Origin of the sequence: Sulfitobacter geojensis, assembly GCF_000622325.1 — a bacterium.
GTDB lineage: Bacteria > Pseudomonadota > Alphaproteobacteria > Rhodobacterales > Rhodobacteraceae > Sulfitobacter > Sulfitobacter geojensis.
Genome location: NZ_JASE01000005.1, coordinates 3,081,494 through 3,098,561, shown reverse-complemented (window position 1 = coordinate 3,098,561; position 17,068 = coordinate 3,081,494). Strand labels below are relative to the sequence as shown.

The window sequence follows — 17,068 nt, the reverse complement described above, 5'->3', positions numbered from 1 at the left end:
TTAGGCCCTTTCAAAGCCGCGCGCGATTTCCCAATCGGTCACGGTGCGGTCAAATTCTTCTTGTTCCCATTCGGCATTGCGCACGTAATGGGTCACGACATCATCGCCAAAGGCGTCGCGCAGGAACGCGGAATTGCGCAGGGTTTCGGTAGCCGCGCGCAGGGTTTGCGGAATATCGGCGGCCTTGGCATCGGCATAGACGTCGCCGGTGGTGGGGGCGGCCAGTTCCATTTTTTCCTCGATGCCCTTGATACCGGCGGCCAGCATCACGGCTTGGGCCAGATAGGGGTTCAAGTCCGATCCACCAATGCGACATTCAACGCGCACACCCTTGGTATCGGCTCCGCACAGACGGAAACCGGCGGTGCGGTTGTCAACGGACCAGACGGTTTTGGTCGGCGCGAAGGTGCCTTTGGCAAAGCGCTTGTAGCTGTTCACATAGGGGGCCAAAAAGAACGTGTATTCAGGCGCATAGGCGATCAGACCCGCCATATAGTGATCCATCAGTTCGGATTTGCCCAGATCGGCTGTCTTGTCGAAAAACATCGGCTGGCCGTCTTTCCACAGCGACTGGTGCACGTGGCTTGAGCTGCCCACACGGTCCTTGTGCCACTTTGGCAGGAAGGACGCAGCGTGGCCCTGTTGCCATGCGATTTCCTTGATGGCGTGTTTGGCGATCGAGTGGTGGTCGGCACAATCAAGCGCTGCGGCGTAGCGGATGTTCAGTTCTTCCTGACCCGCCTCTGCTTCGCCTTTTGTGTTCTCGATGGGCAGACCGGCGGCGAACAGGTGATTGCGGATCGGGCGCATCACGTGTTCTTCCTTGGTGGTCTGCAGAATATGGTAATCTTCGTTATACCCGCTGATCGGGGTCAGGTCCTGAAAGTTGCCTTTGCGGATCTCTTCAAAGCTCTTTTCGAACAGGAAAAACTCCAGCTCCGTCGCCATCATTGCCTCAAGACCGAGATCCTTCAAACGGGCAATCTGTTTTTTCAACATGGCGCGCGGGTCATGCGGCACAGGGGCATGGGTGTGGTGATCCAAAACATCGCACAGCACCATCGCAGTGCCCTCAAGCCATGGCGTCAGCCGGATCGTGCTCAGGTCGGGGGCCATGATGTAATCGCCATACCCGCTTTCCCACGAGGTCGAGGCATAGCCGTCGGGCGTTGCCATCTCGAGGTCGGTGGCGAGCAGGTAGTTGCAGCAGTGGGTTTCCTTGAACGAGGTTTCGACAAAGTTGACAGCATGAAACCGTTTGCCGGTCAGGCGGCCCTGCATGTCCACGAAACAGGCCAGCACGGTGTCGATGGACCCGTCGGCGACGCGTGATTTCAGATCGTCAAAAGACAGTTTGCCGGTCATGGGGAATACTCACTTTAAGGAAAGGCGGGGGCGAACGGTGCCGCCCCCGTTTGGGGGTTAGCCGTAGCGGTAAGGGCGGCCCGCTTTGACCATGTCTTCGTTGTATTTCTTGAAGATATCAACCACGCGACGTTTCACATCGGATTCAGAAGCGATTTCTTCCCAGAAGTCCTGTGCGGCCGCTTCGACGGTTGCCCATTCTTCATCCGGAATCGTCGTCAGCTTCAGCTTGTCACCCTGTGTGCGCAGCTTTGCCTCACCACCCCAGTACCACCACTGACGGTAGTAGTGTGATTGATCACAACAGACGCGGAACAGCGTTTGCAGGTCTTCCGGCAATTCGTTCCAGCGCTCCATATTGGCAAAGAACGAGCCCGCCCAAGCGCCGGAAATGTTGTTTGTCAGGAAGTAGTTGGTCACATCAGCCCAGCCCACGGTGTAATCTTCGGTGATGCCTGACCACGCGATCCCGTCGAGTTCGCCTGTCTGCATGGCAACTTCGATATCTTCCCACGGCAGGTTCACCGGAACCACGCCGAACTGGGTCAGGAAACGGCCCGCTGTCGGGAAGGTAAAGATGCGCTTGCCCTTCAGATCCGCCAGGGAGTTGATCGGGTCTTTGGTGGCAAAATGGCAGGGATCCCATGCACCGGCAGAGATGTGTTTGACGCCGACCTTGGAGTACTCTTCGTCCCAGATTTCGTTCAGACCGTACTGGTTGAACAACACAGGCACGTCGAGAGAATAGCGCGAGCCGAAGGGGAAGTAGCCGCCAAAAACGGTAACTTCGGTCGGGGATGCCATGGAGTCATCATCCGACTGCACCGCGTCGATGGTGCCGCGCTGCATGGCTTGGAACAATTCGCCCGTCGGGACCAACTGGTCGGCATAGAACAGTTCGATCTGCATCCGGTCGCCAGCGATCTGGTTGAACATCTTGATCGCGGGTTCGATGACTTCTGCGGCCAAAGACGCACCCGCATAGGTCTGCATGCGCCATTTGATGGTGCTTTGCGCAACAGCCGGTGCGGCCAATGCGGCGGCGGGGGCGGCAACGGCGGCCCCTTGGATAAACTTACGTCTGGTGGTCATGTCGTGTCTCCTTGTTATTGAATTGCGCCGGTTGGTCCGGCTTTCTTGGGGTTAGTTTCCGTAAACATATTCCGGCAGCCACAGGGCCAGCCCGGGAAAGATCATCACGAGGCTAAGTGCGAGGATCATCACCAGCACGAAGGGGGTGACCGATCCGTAGATGTCGCGCAGGTTGATTTCCGGCGGGGCCATCGCCCGCATCAGGAACAGGTTATAGCCGAAGGGCGGCGTCATGTAAGCAATCTGCGTGGTGATCGTATAGAGGATACCATACCAGATCAGATCGAACCCCAGCGCGCCGACCAGCGGCACATACAGCGGGGCCACAATGACCAGCATCGCCGTGTCATCAAGGAAGGTGCCCATGATGATAAAGCTCAGCTGCATCAGGATCAGGATCATCCAGGGTGACAGGTTCAGCTGCTCTGTGAACAGGGATTCAATCGCTTTTACCGCACCCAGCCCGTCGAACACCGCGCCAAAGGCGAGGGCGGCAAGGATGATCCACATGAACATGCAGGTGATGCCCAGCGTGTTGCGCACCGAATTCTCGAACACTTCACGGGTCATGCGCCCCTTGAGGACCGCAGCAAGGAAGGCGGCAATGGCCCCGATGGCAGAGCTTTCAACCAGTGAGGTCCAGCCGTTCACAAAGGGCACCATCATCACTGCAAAGATGCCCAGCGGCAGCAGGCCCGCCTGCAACAGGCGCATCTTTTCAGCGCGCGGAATGTCGCGTTCCTCGAACGGTAGGGCGGGGCCAAGGGCGGGATTGATCCGGCAGCGGATCACAATATAGACGATGAACATTGTCGCCATCATCAGCCCCGGAATGATCCCCGCCAGCCAAAGCTGCCCGACAGGCTGGCGCGCGATCATCGCATAAAGCACCAGCACCACGGAAGGTGGCACGAGGATGCCAAGTGACGATCCCGCCTGAATGACACCCGTCACCATGCGTTTGTCATAGCCGCGTTTCAGCAGCTCGGGCAGGGCAATCGTTGCGCCAATCGCCATACCGGCCACGGACAGACCGTTCATGGCAGAGATCAGAACCATCAGTCCAATGGTCCCGATGGCAAGCCCGCCGCGCAGGCCCCCCATCCAGACGTGGAACATCTTGTATAGGTCATCCGCGATTTTGGATTCCGAGAGCACATAGCCCATGAAAATGAACATCGGCAGGGTGAGCAGCGGATACCATTTCATCAGCTTCATCGCAGCGGAAAAGCCGATGTCGAACCCGCCCTTGTCGCCCCACAGCAGCAAGGCGGCAACGACTGCGATAAATCCGATGGCCCCGAAAACCCGCTGGCCGGTCAACAGCATCAGCATCATCGTGGAAAACATCAATGTGGCGATCATCTCGTATGGCATCAGATTTCCTCGCCTTTCAGTCGCAAGACGTCCTTGCAAAGTTCCGATACGCATTGCAGCAGCATCAGCAGGAAACCCACGATCATCACAACTTTGATCGGCCACATATAGGGGCGCCACGCCGAAGAAGACCGTTCAAGCCGCCCGACTTCCTCGCTGCCGGTCACGATGCCGAAGAGGTAGGAAAACGGTTCGGTTTTCCAATAGCCGAGCGAATAGGCGGTCGAACTGACCGCGCCGTAAAGCAGCACACAAAGATAGAAGATCAGGAAGCACACCGTCAGCAGGTCAAACCATGCTTTGCGTCGGATAGACCATTCGCCATAAAGCAGATCCATGCGCACGTTCGACCCTAGTTGAATCGAATAGGGGCCGCCAAGTATGTAATAGCCGACCATCACGAATTGCGCCATTTCCAACGTCCAGAGGCTTGGCAGGAAAAAGGTTTTGCTGATCGAGGACCACAGTAGAATGCCCATCAAGACAAAGATGCCGTACATGGCGATGCGGCCAATGCGGTGGTTCACGCTGTCTACCGCGCGGATATAGCCGCGCATCACGCCTTGCATGCGTTTTCTCCGGTTACAGTGGCACAGGCATCGGTCAGCCAGCCGGCCAGTTGAAGGGCGATGCTGCGTTGGGTGTCAGGGGTCTGGATCAGATCATTGCGGATTTCGATCATCACGTTCGGATGCCCGCCGGAAATGCCGTGTTCCAGCAGGGTGTGTGTCACGCCGTCTTGCGGTCCATAGGGGGCGTTGCGCTGCGTCAGATGCGGGCTATGGGCCGCTGCGGTATCCAACATGGCATCGGCCAGCCGTGTGTCGCTGTCATGCAGAATGCCGATTTCAACGGCGCGCTGGGCACCGTGATATATCGGCGTGAAGCTGTGGATGGTGACAATGACAGGGCTTGGCGCGGCGGCAATGACACCGGCCAAGGTATCGCGAAACGGCGTGTAATAGACGGCGGTGCGGGCGGCGCGCTCGGCGGGCGTCAGATCGGCGTTGCCGGGAATGTCGAAGACTTCGCTTTTGGCAGGCATTGCACCGGCGGCTTCAGGCGGGCGGTTGCAATCATAGACCAGCCGCGACACCCGAGAGGCAACCAGCACCGCATCCAGTTCCTGCGCGATGATCCGCGCCACGGCCATAGCGCCGGGATCCCAGGCTGCGTGGCTGCTTAACGCGTCGCCCGTCAGGCCAAGGTTGTTGAAGGGGGCGGGGATGGCGGGGCTGGCATGTTCACAGACCAGCACAACGGGAGACGACCCATCGGGGTTCACCACTTCGACGACACTGTCGGATACGTTTTGTTGCGTTTGGTTCATACGGCCCCCTGCGCACAAAACTCTTGCCAACGGAGGATTCTGTCAACACAATTGTGAAAGATTTATCACATCTCCTCACGTGGTGATAAATAAAAACGCAAAAGGGGACCAGATGTCGGAGAATATACTGACGATTTCGGACCGGATTCAGCACAAGCTGGATGATTTGACACGTGCAGAACGACAGCTTGCGCTGTCGATACTGGAAAACTATCCGGCCTCTGGTTTGGGGACCTTGTCGGCGCTGGCGAAAGACGCGGATGTATCGGTGCCAACTGTTGCGCGGATGGTGCAAAAACTGGGCTACAAGGGCTATCCCGAGTTTCAGGCCGAGCTGCGAGAAGAACTGCGTGCCAAGGCCAAAAGCCCCATTGCCAAACACGACACCTGGGCCGAAGCCGCCCCGGTCGGGCATATGCTGAATCGTTTTACCGAAGCAGTGATCGACAACATTCGCCACACATTGGGTCAGATTGATCCGGCCTCTTTTGATGCTGCATGTGTGCTGGCCGGCGATGCGCAGCGGCATCTGTATATCGTGGGGGGGCGGATTACCCACACTTTGGCGGAGTACCTTTTCCTGCATATGCAGGTGATCCGCCCCAACCTGACCCACGTGCAATCAACGTCAAATTCATGGCCGCATTATTTGCTGAACGCGGGTGAAGGGGACGTGTTTATCATTTTCGACGTGCGCCGCTACGAGAACAACACTCTTAAACTGGCGGAAATGGCCCATGCGCGCGGCGCCAAGATCATCCTGTTCACCGACCAATGGCGCAGCCCTGTGCATCAGTTGGCCGAACACAGTTTCTCGAACCGGATCGTGGTGCCATCCGCGTGGGACTCTGCGGCCACAACAATGCTGTTGGTCGAAACCATGATAGCCTCGGTGCAGAACCTGCATTGGGAACGGACCAAAGAGCGGATGGAAGAGCTGGAAGATATGTTCGACCAGACACGGCTGTTTCGCAAGTTTACCTAAGGCTGTTTGGACATACATGTCCGGCGCGACTTGTCTACGGTTCAAGCTACAGTGTCTTGGACCCGACGGGCCGACATACGGCGGGTCATGATCTGGCGGCGGACAAACGCTATGATGAACATAACCGTCAGGATCAGAATGATCGTCGGGGCGGGGGCGCTGTCCAGATAAAAGCTAAGATAGCTGCCCAAAAGCATTGAGATCATGCAGACCAGAACAGAAACCCACAGCATCCGGCCAAAGGTGCTCACGAGCAGAAATGCAATCGCCCCGGGGCCGATCAACAGGCCGATCGCAAGTATCAGACCGACCGCCGAAAGGGTCGCCACAATGGTCAGGGAGAGGGCCGCCAACATCCCATAGTGCAGCCAGTTCACGCGCAACCCCGATGCTTGTGCCTGTGCGGGGTCAAAGCTGTGCAACAACCAGTCGCGCCACTTGAGCGTCAGCATCAACCCGACCACCAACGATATGATCGCAGCGGTCCACAGCTCGCCCGTTTCGACACCCAACATATTGCCAAACAGAATGTGATCCAAATGGGCGTTTGTCTCGATCGAGACATACATAACGATGCCAAGCCCAAACATCCCCGAAAACACCACGCCCATCACGGTGTCCAGTTTCACACGGCTGTTGCTGGCCAGATAGCCGGTGGCCACAGCGCAGGTCATCCCCGCAGCAAAAGCGCCGATGATCAGCGGAATGCCAAGGATATAGGCCAGCACGATACCGGGCAGCACCGCATGGCTGACCGCGTCCCCCATCAAAGCCCAGCCCTTGACCACCAGAAAGCACGACAGCAAGGCCGTGGGCACCGATACGATCATCGAGATGAGAAAGGCATTCTGCATAAAACCGAAACGGAAGGGCAGGGACAGCGTTTCGATATCCATTATATCGCCTCCTGCTGTGACGGCCTGTTGCGAAGGGCTCGTGCCGCTTTGCGTTTGGCCGCGAGCAGACCGTGCTTGGGGGCGAAAACAAAGGCCACCAGAAAGATCAGGGTTTGAAGGCAGACAATGATGCCGCCCGTCGCTCCGTCGAGGAAATAGCTGATGTAAGCCCCGAAAAAGCTGGTCAGCACGCCAATGCTTACCGATAGGGCGATCAACCGTGGAAATCTGTCGCACAACAGATATGCGGTGGCTCCGGGTGTGACCACCAGGGCGATCACCAGAAACGCGCCGACTGTTTGCATCGCCGCAACCACGCAAGCCGATAGCAGGACAAAGAACACCGCCTTCAACAGACCGGTGTGTAGTCCGATGGTGCGGGCGTGGGTTTCGTCAAAAAACGTGACCATCAGGTCTTTCCATTTGGCCAGTAGGATGGCCAGCGACACAAAACCGATGATCGCCAGTTGCAGCGTGTCTTCGGGGGTGATGGCTAGGATATTGCCCATGGTGATGGTCTGGATCGACACGGCCATCGGGTTCACTGAAACGATAAACAGGCCCAGCCCGAAGAAGGACGTGAAAATCAGCCCGATGATCACATCGACCTTAAGGCCAGAACGTTCGGACAAAAACAACATCGCGCCTGCGGCAAGACCGCCTGCGATAAAGGCACCAAGCGCAAAGGGCAGGCCCAGCAAATAGGCCCCCGCAACACCCGGTACCACCGAATGGGACAGGGCATCGCCGATCAGCGACCAGCCTTTGAGCATCAGATAAGCCGACAGAAAGGCGCAGACCCCGCCGACCAGCGCGGAAACCCACATCGCGTTAACCATATAGCTATAGCCGAAGGGTTGCAGAAGACTGTCTATCATGACCCCTGATCCGAACGATGGGTCTTGTCATCGTATTGCACAAAGGGGCGTTCATCATCGGTAAAGATGGTCACGGCACGTGCATCTTCATCGTCATGCAGCGTGTCACCCCCAAGGGTGATCTGGCGCAACACACCGCCAAAGGTTTGTTCAAGATTGCTGCGGGTGAATGTGGTTTCGGTCAGCCCATGGGCCAGCACGGTGCCTTTGACCAGAATGGTGCGGTCACAGAACTCGGGCACCGATCCAAGGTTGTGCGTCGAGACTAGCATCACCCTTCCTTCATCGCGCAATTCTCGCAGAAGGGCGACAATTTGCTCTTCGGTTTTGACGTCCACGCCGGTGAAGGGTTCGTCCAGCAGGATGACTTGCCCGTCCTGCGCCAGGGCGCGGGCAAGGAAGACGCGTTTGCGCTGGCCCCCCGACAATTCGCCAATCTGGCGGTGGCGGAACTCTTGCATGTTCACGCGCGCAAGGGCCTGATCCACAGCATCATGATCCGCCTGTTTGGCGCGGCGGAAAAAACCCATATGACCATAGCGGCCCATCATCACCACATCCTCGACCAGCACCGGAAAATCCCAATCCACCTCTTCTGCCTGCGGGACATAAGCCACCAGATTGCGGGCAAGCGCGGTTTTCACATCCATGCCAAGAATGCTGATTTCGCCCTTGGCTGTGGGCACGAATCCCATGATCGCTTTGAAAAGGGTAGATTTACCGGCACCGTTGATGCCGACCAATGCCGTGACCGTGCCGCGCGGAATGTCGAAACTTGCGTCCCAAAGGGCCGTGTGGCCGTTGCGATAGGTCACCGTAATGTCGCGCGCGCTCAGCCCTGCGCCTGTCTGCGCGCGCTGCTCGGATGCGGTGTCGGTCTTTTGCAACATGGGGTGTCCTTGCTGGATTATTTCAAAGCGGCGCTCAGCCCGTCTGTTACAGAGGTGGTCGTCATGCGCAGCAGGTCAAGGTAGGTGGGCACCGGCCCGTCCGGCCCTGACAGGCTGTCCACATAAAGCACGCCGCCATAAGCGGCACCGGTTTCGCGCGCCACCTGTTGGGCGGGGGCGGTGTTGACGGTGCTTTCACAAAACACCACCGGAATGTCATTGTCGCGCACCCCGTCGATCACCTTGCGCACCTGTTGCGGTGTGCCGGTCTGATCCGCGTTCATGGGCCAGAGGTAAAGTTCCTGCAAACCCAGATCGCGCGCAAGATAGCTGAACGCGCCTTCGCAGGTCACCAGCCAGCGCTGATCCTGCGGCACATCGGCAATGGCCGCTTTCAGCGGTTCCAGCGTTTCGCGCAGTTCTTGCTTGTACCGCGCGGCATTCACATCATAGATGGCGGCATTATCGGGGTCGTTTTCGGCCATAGCTTTGGCGATATTATCAACGTAGATCAACGCGTTATCCAGGCCCATCCAGGCATGCGGATTGGGCAGCCCCTGATAGTTGCCCGACGCGATGGAAATCGGGTCAATCCCGTCGGTCAGGGTGGCGGCGGGAACGTCCGACATATTGGACAGGAATTGCTCGAACCACAGTTCAAGGTTCATGCCGTTCCATAGGATCAGATCGGCGTCATAGGCGCGCACGATGTCTTGTGGTGTGGGTTGGTAGCCATGGATTTCCGCACCCGGTTTGGTCACTGAAACCACATCAGCCGCATCACCCGCCACATTGGCCGCCATATCGGCCAGCACGGTAAAAGTGGTCACAACTTTCATCTTGTCTTGGGCCGCAGCGGCGGATGCCAAAACTGTTGTGAATAGGCCAGCGGCCAGCAAACAGGCGTGTCGGTTCATCGTCAGGAGCCCCGCAAACAAAACAATATTTCCCCTACATGCAAATCATTCGCAACAAATGTCAATGCTGTTGCGAATTATTCTCATTAAGGGCTTGCGATGTGCCTGTTTCTGCGGCGCAGTTATGGCGTGACGCCGGCGCGGTCCGTGGGGGTTAGGGCGCGATGTTGCGATTTTCGTCAGGCAGAGACACAAGACGCCCCCAGCCGATCCGTTCCCAAATCCGTTCGTGCAGGACATAAGTGACCGTGCCTGCGATAAAGGCCGCAACAGCCATACCGCCGGCGGCATTCAAGGACCCCGTGGTCACGTAGCCAATGAGCACCATCATAGCAAAGCCGATGATCTGCCAGCTCAGCGCCTTGGCGAAGGTGCGTTTCTTTAAATCCATGCGTCTCTCCTGTATCTTCGCCCTGCATATCTTCTGACGCTCAGGCACAACATTCGGAGAGTTGTCACAAAAGGCATCGTTTGTTGCCGATTGTGAACGAAGTTTTATTTTGTCACGGATGTCCATGACATTGGCGCGCTCCGGGCCTGTGCCACAGGCGCGCCCGTTCTTGACATCAACCTGTCGCTTGGGCCACCTGAGCGCAACATATTGGAGGAAATCGCAATGATGAAAACCCGCGCCGCCGTAGCAGTCGAAGCCGGAAAACCGCTTGAAATCATGGAGGTCAATCTGGAAGGCCCCAAACGCGGCGAGGTTCTGGTCGAGATCAAAGCCACGGGCCTGTGCCATACGGATGAATTCACCCGTTCGGGCGACGACCCCGAAGGTATCTTTCCGGCCATTCTGGGCCACGAGGGGGCTGGTGTCGTTCTGGAAGTGGGCGAGGGTGTCACAACGCTTGAGCCCGGAGATCATGTCATCCCGCTTTACACGCCAGAGTGCCGCGAATGCGAATACTGCCTGTCCGGTAAAACCAACCTTTGCCAAAAGATTCGCATCACCCAAGGGCGCGGCCAATTGCCCGATGGCACGACGCGTTTCTCGATGCTGGATGGTACGCCCATCCATCACTACATGGGCTGCTCCACCTTCGCGAACCACACCGTTGTACCCGAAATCGCACTGGCCAAGGTGCGTAAGGACGCGCCGTTCGACAAGATTTGTTATATCGGTTGCGGCGTGACAACGGGGATCGGTGCGGTGATCAATACCGCCAAGGTCGAGATCGGTGCGCGCTGCGTCGTCTTTGGTCTTGGGGGCATTGGCTTGAACGTCATTCAGGGTCTGCGGCTTGCGGGCGCGGATCAGGTGGTTGGCGTTGATCTGAACGATGACAAGGAAGAAACCGGCCGCTATTTCGGCATGACCGATTTTGTGAACCCGTCCAAGGTTGACGGTGATCTGGTGCAGCATCTTGTTGAGCTGACCAAAGGCGGCGCGGATTACACCTTTGACGCTACGGGCAACACGCAGGTGATGCGCACAGCGCTTGAGGCGGCGCACAAAGGGTGGGGCGAGAGCATCATCATCGGTGTCGCTCCCGCAGGTGCCGAAATCTCAACACGGCCCTTCCAGCTGGTCACCGGTCGTGTCTGGCGTGGGACAGCATTCGGCGGGGCCAAGGGACGCACGGATGTGCCCAAGATTGTCGACTGGTACATGGACGGCAAGATCGAGATCGACCCGATGATCACCCACAAGCTGACTTTGGACGAGATCAACCACGGGTTCGATCTGATGCACGAGGGCAAATCAATCCGCGCAGTGGTGGAGTTCTAGGGCTTTTCGTATTGAAGTGCGGCGACCATCAGGTGTCGCAGCTGCGCCTCAAAGGCGGGAGTGCCGGGTATGGCAATCCCGTCTAGCTTGAGGGTCTTTTCCGCCATGGCGAAGCCCATGAGAACACTCATGAAAAGCGCGGCGCGCTCTTTGTCGCCAATTATCTCTTCCAGTATCCGCTGCATGCTTTCGGACTGCGCCGCGCGAACCGTTTCACCCACTTCCGGATCATTGGCGTTGGTCTGAATCAGCTGAAGTGATGACGGCGTGTCGCCGCCACGTGGGGCATCGCGAAACATCTGCAAAACCGTATCCACCAACTGCGCCTCATCGGGCAGGGACGGCGCATCAAAGGCACCCTCAAGCGTTGCTTCGAACAACCCGCGCTTGCCGCCAAAGTACCGTGAAACCAACGCGACATCGACACCAGCTCCCTGCGCAATCTCACGCAAGGAAACGTTGGAATATCCACGCGACCACAGCAGTTTACGCGCCTCGGTAAGCAGTCTTTCCCGGGTCGCTAAGGCTTTATTCATTGAAATCTTTGTACGCTTCTCAGAAATATTGTCAACGCGTGTTGACAGAAGGTCGAATTGAGATATCTGGTAAGTCAACAGATGTTGAATTCCTGTAGGAGGCACTCATGAAGTTAACGGTAAACGGAACCGAGCACGAGGTCGATGTCGAAGACGACATGCCGCTTTTGTGGGTCTTGCGGGATGAGCTGGGCATCACAGGGCCGAAATATGGCTGCGGGATTGCGCAATGCGGGGCTTGCACGGTGCATATGGACGGGGTCGCAGTACGATCCTGTCAGGTGGCGGCGGCCGACGTTGACGGTGATATCACCACCATCGAAGGGCTGCGCACACCTACCGCCCTTCACGTTGTGCAAGAAGCGTGGATCGAACATCAGGTCGCGCAATGCGGTTACTGCCAGTCCGGCCAGATCATGCAGGCGGCATCGTTTCTGGACCTCAACCCCGATCCCTCCGACGATCAGATCGATGCCGCGATGAGCGCAAACCTGTGCCGCTGTGGCACCTACCCGCGCATCCGCGCTGCCGTGAAAACCGCAGCAAACCGCTTGCAGGAGGTCTGAGCCATGGGACGCATCAAAACAATCGCACGGCGCAGCTTTCTGGTAGGGTCGGCCGCTATTCTCGGTGGCGTGGCCTTTGGTACCTATATGTACAAGCGCGACGTCGAAAACCCGCTGACGGCTGGCTTGGCTGAGGGGGAGGTGACGTTTAACCCCTTTGTCAAAATCGACGCGGACGGCGTGACATTGATTACCCCGCGCGCGGATGTCGGGCAGGGGGCCTATTCGGTGCAGGCGCATCTGATTGCCGAAGAACTGGACATTGATCTGGAAACTGTGCGGATCGACCCCGGCCCGCCGTCAGCAGCCTATTACAACGGCGTTGTCGCCGTGGAGGGCATGCCGGTCGCCGCAACATCGGAAACTTTAATGGCGCGCACGGGGCGTGGTGCTGCGGATGTGGTGGGCAAGCTGATGGGGCTGCAAATCACGGGGGGCTCCAGCACGGTGCCCGATATGTACGAACGGTTGCGCACAGCAGGCGCGATGGCGCGCGAAACGTTGATTGCAGCGGCCGCAGAACAGACTGGGGTATCCGCGGATCAGTTGCGCACGCAAAACGGGGCGGTGGTGCTGCCCGACGGCACGCAATTGGCCTATACCGATCTGGCGGCCACGGCAGCGCAGACACCGGTGGTGGAAGAGGTGGCACTGCGCGACCCCGCGACGTGGAGGACGCTGGGCAAACCCCATCAACGCACGGACATTGTGGCGAAATCCACCGGCACGCAGGAATATGGCATCGATATCCGGATGGACGGGATGGTGCATGCCACAACCCGCACCAATCCTGCGATCGGCGGTGGCATCACGGGGTTTAACGCAACAGAAGCAGAAGCAATGCGCGGTGTGCAAGCGGTGCTGGAAATCAGTGGCGGGATTGCCGTTGTCGCGGATAACACGTGGCGGGCGTTTCAGGCCGCAAATGCAGTGGAATGCGACTGGGGTCCGTCGCCCTATATCGGTGATACGGCAAAGCAGTTTGAGGAAGTTGCAGCGTCGTTCATTGAGGACCGTCAGGACAGCCGGTTCAAAGACGAGGGCGAGATCGAAGAGACGCTGGACACAGCCGAAGATGTGCTGGAGGCCGAGTACCGCATCCCCTATCTGGCTCACGCGCCGCTGGAGCCGATGAGCGTTGTAGTCAAGCTCGGCGAGGGGCGGCTCGATATCTGGACGGGCACACAGATCCCGCGTTTTGTACAGGATGGTGCCGCAGCAGTCGCGGGGTTGGAAAGCGGTCAGGTACATGTGCACGTGCTGATGTCAGGGGGCAGTTTCGGGCGGCGGCTCGAAGACGATTACGTGCGGCAAGCCGTTGAAATTGCAATGCAACTACCCGACATACCGGTCAAGATGGTCTGGACCCGCGAAGAAGATATGACCCATGACTTCCCGCGCCCGCTTGCTATGTCGCGTGCGCGCGGTGCCGTCGCGGATGGTGCGGTGCGGGCATTCGATTTGTCGATTGCCGCGCCTTCGGTGGCGGAATCCTCGCTCGCGCGGTTGGGCCAGCCGGCGATGGGGCCGGATGTGGCGATTGTCGCGGGCGCATGGGATCAACCCTTTGCCATCCCGCACTACCGTGTCACGGGATACCGCGTTCCTGCGATGGTGCCGGTCAGTTCGTGGCGCTCGGTCGGCGCGTCGGGCAACGGATTTTTGCACGAAAGCTTCATGGACGATCTTTGTCATGCGGCGGGCGTTGACCCGATGGCAGAGCGGCTCAGGCTGTGCAGTCACGATCTGTCCCGCGCGGTGTTGGAAGAGGTTGCGAAAATGTCCGATTGGGGCAGTGATCTGGGGCCAAAACGCGGGCGTGGTTTGGCGTTTACGCTGGCCTTTGGTGTGCCAACAGCACAGGTGGTCGAGGTGAGCGACACGCCGGATGGTATCCGCATCGACAAGGTTTTTGTTGCGGCTGAAGTGGGCCGCGTGCTGGATCCGGTGAACTTTGAAGCGCAACTTTCGGGCGGTGTGATCTGGGGGTTAGGTCATGCCATGAACTGTGAACTTACCTATGAGGGTGGCATGGCGCAGCAGGACAATTATCATGCGTTTGAGGGGATGCGCCTTCATCAAACACCACAGATCGAGGTGCGCGGATTGGAAAACGGTGACGAGATCAGAGGCGTGGGCGAGCCGGGCGTGCCCCCGGCGGCACCGGCGCTGGGCAATGCAATCTTTGCGGCCACAGGCCAGCGGATCAGGGAGCTGCCGTTTGCGAAAACGGTGGATTTCGTATGAGGGGCCTGCTCTGCGCGCTGCTTATCGCAGGATCGGGCGTCTGCGCGCAAACGGTGACCCGCGAGGAGGGGCTGATGGCATGGGACCGGATCTACGCGGTGGCCTCGCATCCGCGCTGTACAAATTGCCATGTCGGCGATCAGGAGGCGCCGATGTGGGAGGGCTTGGGCTTTGGCTCGGGTGTGCCGCACGGCATGGGGGTGAAAGCTGACGAGAGCCGGATTGGCGCAGAGAGTATCCCGTGCCGGACCTGTCATGTGACAGCGACGGGGCGGGATGTGGCGTCGCCTGCGGCCCCCCAAATCGACGACGCGTGGCGCCTGCCGCCGGTTGAATTGGACTGGTTGGGAGAAAGCAGCGCCGCGGTATGCGCGCAACTGCGCGACCCCGAAACGAACGACGGTTTTGATATTGCAGGGTTGGCAGAGCATCTGCGCAGTTCGGCTTTTGTGGCTTGGGGGTTTGAACCCGGCGCGGGGCGGTCAAAACCGGTGGGGAGTTTCGAAGAAATGGCGCGAGATGTCGAACTGTGGGGGGCGGCAGGAGGCCCTTGCGAGTGAGGGGCGTTTTGCGGTGAGTGCGGACAGTATATAAGGCCAAAAAGAGGGGGGGCTTTGGCACGCTAACAGGTTTCGTTGAGTGCGTTGCTGGCGAAAATTTGTGGCGATGTATGCGGTGGGGATCGGCGGGGCGGTCCTGATATTCAGTTGGTGGCATGTTCGCTTGTGGATGAGCGAGGGAATTGCGCTGCGAAGGCGTGCTATTGGCCGGACACACGCGTCCGGTTCGGGGTTATTTTTTGCACAGGGGCGCGTGGTGGATCTGGTGAAACATGCCTTGCCTGTCCTCGCCCATCAGGGTGAGCGCGTCGATGCAGAGGGCAGCTGGCAGTACAGGCGCAATCAGGGATTGTAGCTGCGACAGGGCTGTTTCCTGAGCGATACGCCGCAACGGGCCGCTGAGTGTCATGTGAAAATTGAAGTCATCAAAAATATGAGGGTACCCCCAATCCAGCATCTGTTGGTCCTGTCGGCGTGTCAGTCGGGATTTGCGCCGCCGTGCGATATCATCCGCGCTGAGCGGGGCGCGAAAATTGTCCAATCCGGTCACCACTGCAGCGGCTAGATCGCGCAAAGCCGGCGCAGCGTTCACGGGGCGAAGGGCCAGGAAGCCATGGGTGGTGCTGAGGTGCAGCGCACCCATTGCAACAGGCGAGCGTTTTTGCGCAAATTCATCCAGCGCGTCCCGTAGCGCGTCGGGTGTAGCTGTATGCGCCAGATGAAACGGTGCTTTCAGCGTCGCATGAAACCCGTATTTGCGCGGTCTGGCGGTGACCTGTTCAATATCAAGACCGGCAATATCAGGTTGGACAACCGCTTGACCCGTCGCGGAATTCCAGCCCAGCCACGTGGCGGCGAAATCGGCGAACGGGCCAGCCGCTGGCGTGTAGAAAATAGCATATCTTTGATACATGGTGCCCCTCATATTCTTTTGGTCTTTGGGGCGAAACAGCCCTCACCGGTGATCCAGGACCTGATCCTTACAAACGCCTGTCGGATCCTCAAGCATTCTGTGCGCACGGGAGCTTGGCGGTTGCAAGGCGCGCATATCAGGTGGATTGCGCTAGGCGGTGCCTTTCCCGAAGGCGCGATTGAGATGCAGGCACATTTTCGCGGTGCGGTTTAGCGAGACATGTGGAGGAGCTTACAAAGGCAGGTTTGGGCATGTTTGACTTTCCATGGGGCTGATTTGCTGGCCTTTCACGATCGCCCGTCCTAGATATGCGAGGCGAGGGTCCAGGAAAGCGGAGACAGAAATGGCACGTGGTGCAGGTGGGAATGACGGCGGCACGATGGGGTTTCTGCTGGGTGTTGCGATGATGATCGGTGGCGGATATCTTTTGCTGAACGGGATTGTCGTGCGGCCCAACTTCAACATGGGCGCACGGGTTTTTGGCATTGGCGGCGTTGCTGTCACGTCGGGGATGGTGTTGATCCCGTTCATGTTCGGCGTGGGGATGATCTTTTACAATGCGCGCAACTGGTTCGGCTGGATTTTGGCCGGTGGGTCCCTGTTGGCGCTGATATTCGGGGTGATCGCGAATATGACGATCCAGATGGCGCGGATGAGCGCCTTTGATCTGATTGTTATTCTTGTGCTGCTGGTTGGCGGTATCGGTTTGTTTCTGCGCTCATTGCGCGATTTCAAGAAGTTTTAGGGGCTGTTTGCAGGCGGTTCACCCTGTCTTTGCCCCCGG

Annotated in this window: 18 protein-coding genes; 6 read left to right on the top strand and 12 right to left on the bottom strand. The window is 58.3% G+C overall.

Going from position 1 to position 17,068, the window contains the following annotated elements; translation table 11 throughout:
• From Z947_RS0117055 to Z947_RS0117035, 5 genes are read right to left on the bottom strand one after another with little or no spacing between them, the layout of a single operon-like run.
• Nucleotides 1–1,365 (bottom strand): glutamine synthetase family protein, encoded by a 1,365-nt coding sequence (locus tag Z947_RS0117055; RefSeq protein WP_025045491.1) that lies wholly within the window; start codon nt 1,363–1,365, stop codon nt 1–3.
• Nucleotides 1,366–1,422: 57 nt separating this feature from the next.
• The gene (locus Z947_RS0117050; RefSeq protein WP_025045490.1) at nt 1,423–2,457 is read right to left on the bottom strand and encodes a TRAP transporter substrate-binding protein; all 1,035 of its coding nucleotides are present in this window, start codon (nt 2,455–2,457) and stop codon (nt 1,423–1,425) included.
• Between the two features lie 51 nt (nt 2,458–2,508).
• The gene (locus tag Z947_RS0117045; RefSeq protein ID WP_025045489.1) at nt 2,509–3,834 is read right to left on the bottom strand and encodes a TRAP transporter large permease; all 1,326 of its coding nucleotides are present in this window, start codon (nt 3,832–3,834) and stop codon (nt 2,509–2,511) included.
• Entirely contained in the window at nt 3,834–4,403 is a 570-nt protein-coding gene (locus Z947_RS0117040; protein WP_025045488.1) for a TRAP transporter small permease subunit, read from the bottom strand. The genes Z947_RS0117045 and Z947_RS0117040 overlap by 1 nt, the downstream gene beginning before the upstream one ends.
• Entirely contained in the window at nt 4,391–5,164 is a 774-nt protein-coding gene (locus Z947_RS0117035; RefSeq protein WP_025045487.1) for an N-formylglutamate amidohydrolase, read from the bottom strand. The genes Z947_RS0117040 and Z947_RS0117035 overlap by 13 nt, the downstream gene beginning before the upstream one ends.
• A gap of 112 nt (nt 5,165–5,276) precedes the next feature.
• Here Z947_RS0117035 and Z947_RS0117030 point away from each other — a divergent pair, with 112 nt between their 5' ends.
• On the top strand, nt 5,277–6,149 hold the full coding sequence (locus Z947_RS0117030) for a MurR/RpiR family transcriptional regulator (protein ID WP_025045486.1): 873 nt from the start codon (nt 5,277–5,279) through the stop codon (nt 6,147–6,149).
• A 41-nt stretch (nt 6,150–6,190) separates the two neighbouring features.
• Here the strand turns inward: Z947_RS0117030 and Z947_RS0117025 are convergent, their stop codons facing one another.
• The 5 genes from Z947_RS0117025 to Z947_RS0117005 all read right to left on the bottom strand — a co-directional run bounded on the left by Z947_RS0117025 (nt 6,191) and on the right by Z947_RS0117005 (nt 10,121).
• Nucleotides 6,191–7,045, bottom strand: coding sequence for a metal ABC transporter permease (locus Z947_RS0117025; RefSeq protein WP_025045485.1), 855 nt, complete (start codon nt 7,043–7,045; stop codon nt 6,191–6,193).
• A complete protein-coding gene (locus Z947_RS0117020) occupies nt 7,045–7,923 on the bottom strand; it encodes a metal ABC transporter permease (RefSeq protein WP_025045484.1) in 879 nt (292 codons plus the stop codon). The genes Z947_RS0117025 and Z947_RS0117020 overlap by 1 nt, the downstream gene beginning before the upstream one ends.
• Nucleotides 7,920–8,813 (bottom strand): manganese/iron ABC transporter ATP-binding protein, encoded by an 894-nt coding sequence (locus Z947_RS0117015; protein WP_025045483.1) that lies wholly within the window; start codon nt 8,811–8,813, stop codon nt 7,920–7,922. The genes Z947_RS0117020 and Z947_RS0117015 overlap by 4 nt, the downstream gene beginning before the upstream one ends.
• A 17-nt stretch (nt 8,814–8,830) precedes the next feature.
• On the bottom strand, nt 8,831–9,730 hold the full coding sequence (locus tag Z947_RS0117010; RefSeq protein WP_025045482.1) for a metal ABC transporter substrate-binding protein: 900 nt from the start codon (nt 9,728–9,730) through the stop codon (nt 8,831–8,833).
• Between the two features lie 154 nt (nt 9,731–9,884).
• The gene (locus Z947_RS0117005; protein ID WP_025045481.1) at nt 9,885–10,121 is read right to left on the bottom strand and encodes a DUF2061 domain-containing protein; all 237 of its coding nucleotides are present in this window, start codon (nt 10,119–10,121) and stop codon (nt 9,885–9,887) included.
• A 228-nt stretch (nt 10,122–10,349) separates the two neighbouring features.
• Between Z947_RS0117005 and Z947_RS0117000 the strand changes: the two genes are divergently transcribed.
• Nucleotides 10,350–11,462, top strand: coding sequence for an S-(hydroxymethyl)glutathione dehydrogenase/class III alcohol dehydrogenase (locus Z947_RS0117000; protein ID WP_025045480.1), 1,113 nt, complete (start codon nt 10,350–10,352; stop codon nt 11,460–11,462).
• Here the strand turns inward: Z947_RS0117000 and Z947_RS0116995 are convergent.
• On the bottom strand, nt 11,459–12,076 hold the full coding sequence (locus Z947_RS0116995; protein WP_205623829.1) for a TetR/AcrR family transcriptional regulator: 618 nt from the start codon (nt 12,074–12,076) through the stop codon (nt 11,459–11,461). The genes Z947_RS0117000 and Z947_RS0116995 overlap by 4 nt on opposite strands.
• A 29-nt stretch (nt 12,077–12,105) precedes the next feature.
• Between Z947_RS0116995 and Z947_RS0116990 the strand changes: the two genes are divergently transcribed.
• Genes Z947_RS0116990 through Z947_RS0116980 form a run of 3 tightly spaced genes read left to right on the top strand, consistent with a single transcriptional unit; the run spans nt 12,106 to nt 15,371 of the window.
• On the top strand, nt 12,106–12,564 hold the full coding sequence (locus Z947_RS0116990) for a (2Fe-2S)-binding protein (protein WP_025045478.1): 459 nt from the start codon (nt 12,106–12,108) through the stop codon (nt 12,562–12,564).
• A 3-nt stretch (nt 12,565–12,567) separates the two neighbouring features.
• A complete protein-coding gene (locus tag Z947_RS0116985) occupies nt 12,568–14,811 on the top strand; it encodes a xanthine dehydrogenase family protein molybdopterin-binding subunit (protein ID WP_025045477.1) in 2,244 nt (747 codons plus the stop codon).
• A complete protein-coding gene (locus Z947_RS0116980; protein WP_025045476.1) occupies nt 14,808–15,371 on the top strand; it encodes a hypothetical protein in 564 nt (187 codons plus the stop codon). The genes Z947_RS0116985 and Z947_RS0116980 overlap by 4 nt, the downstream gene beginning before the upstream one ends.
• 232 nt (nt 15,372–15,603) lie before the next feature.
• Here Z947_RS0116980 and Z947_RS0116975 read toward each other — a convergent pair whose 3' ends face one another.
• Nucleotides 15,604–16,284 (bottom strand): DUF1045 domain-containing protein, encoded by a 681-nt coding sequence (locus Z947_RS0116975; protein WP_025045475.1) that lies wholly within the window; start codon nt 16,282–16,284, stop codon nt 15,604–15,606.
• Nucleotides 16,285–16,627: 343 nt separating this feature from the next.
• Between Z947_RS0116975 and Z947_RS22410 the strand changes: the two genes are divergently transcribed.
• Nucleotides 16,628–17,029, top strand: coding sequence for a hypothetical protein (locus tag Z947_RS22410; protein WP_025045474.1), 402 nt, complete (start codon nt 16,628–16,630; stop codon nt 17,027–17,029).
• Nucleotides 17,030–17,068: the final 39 nt, after the last annotated feature.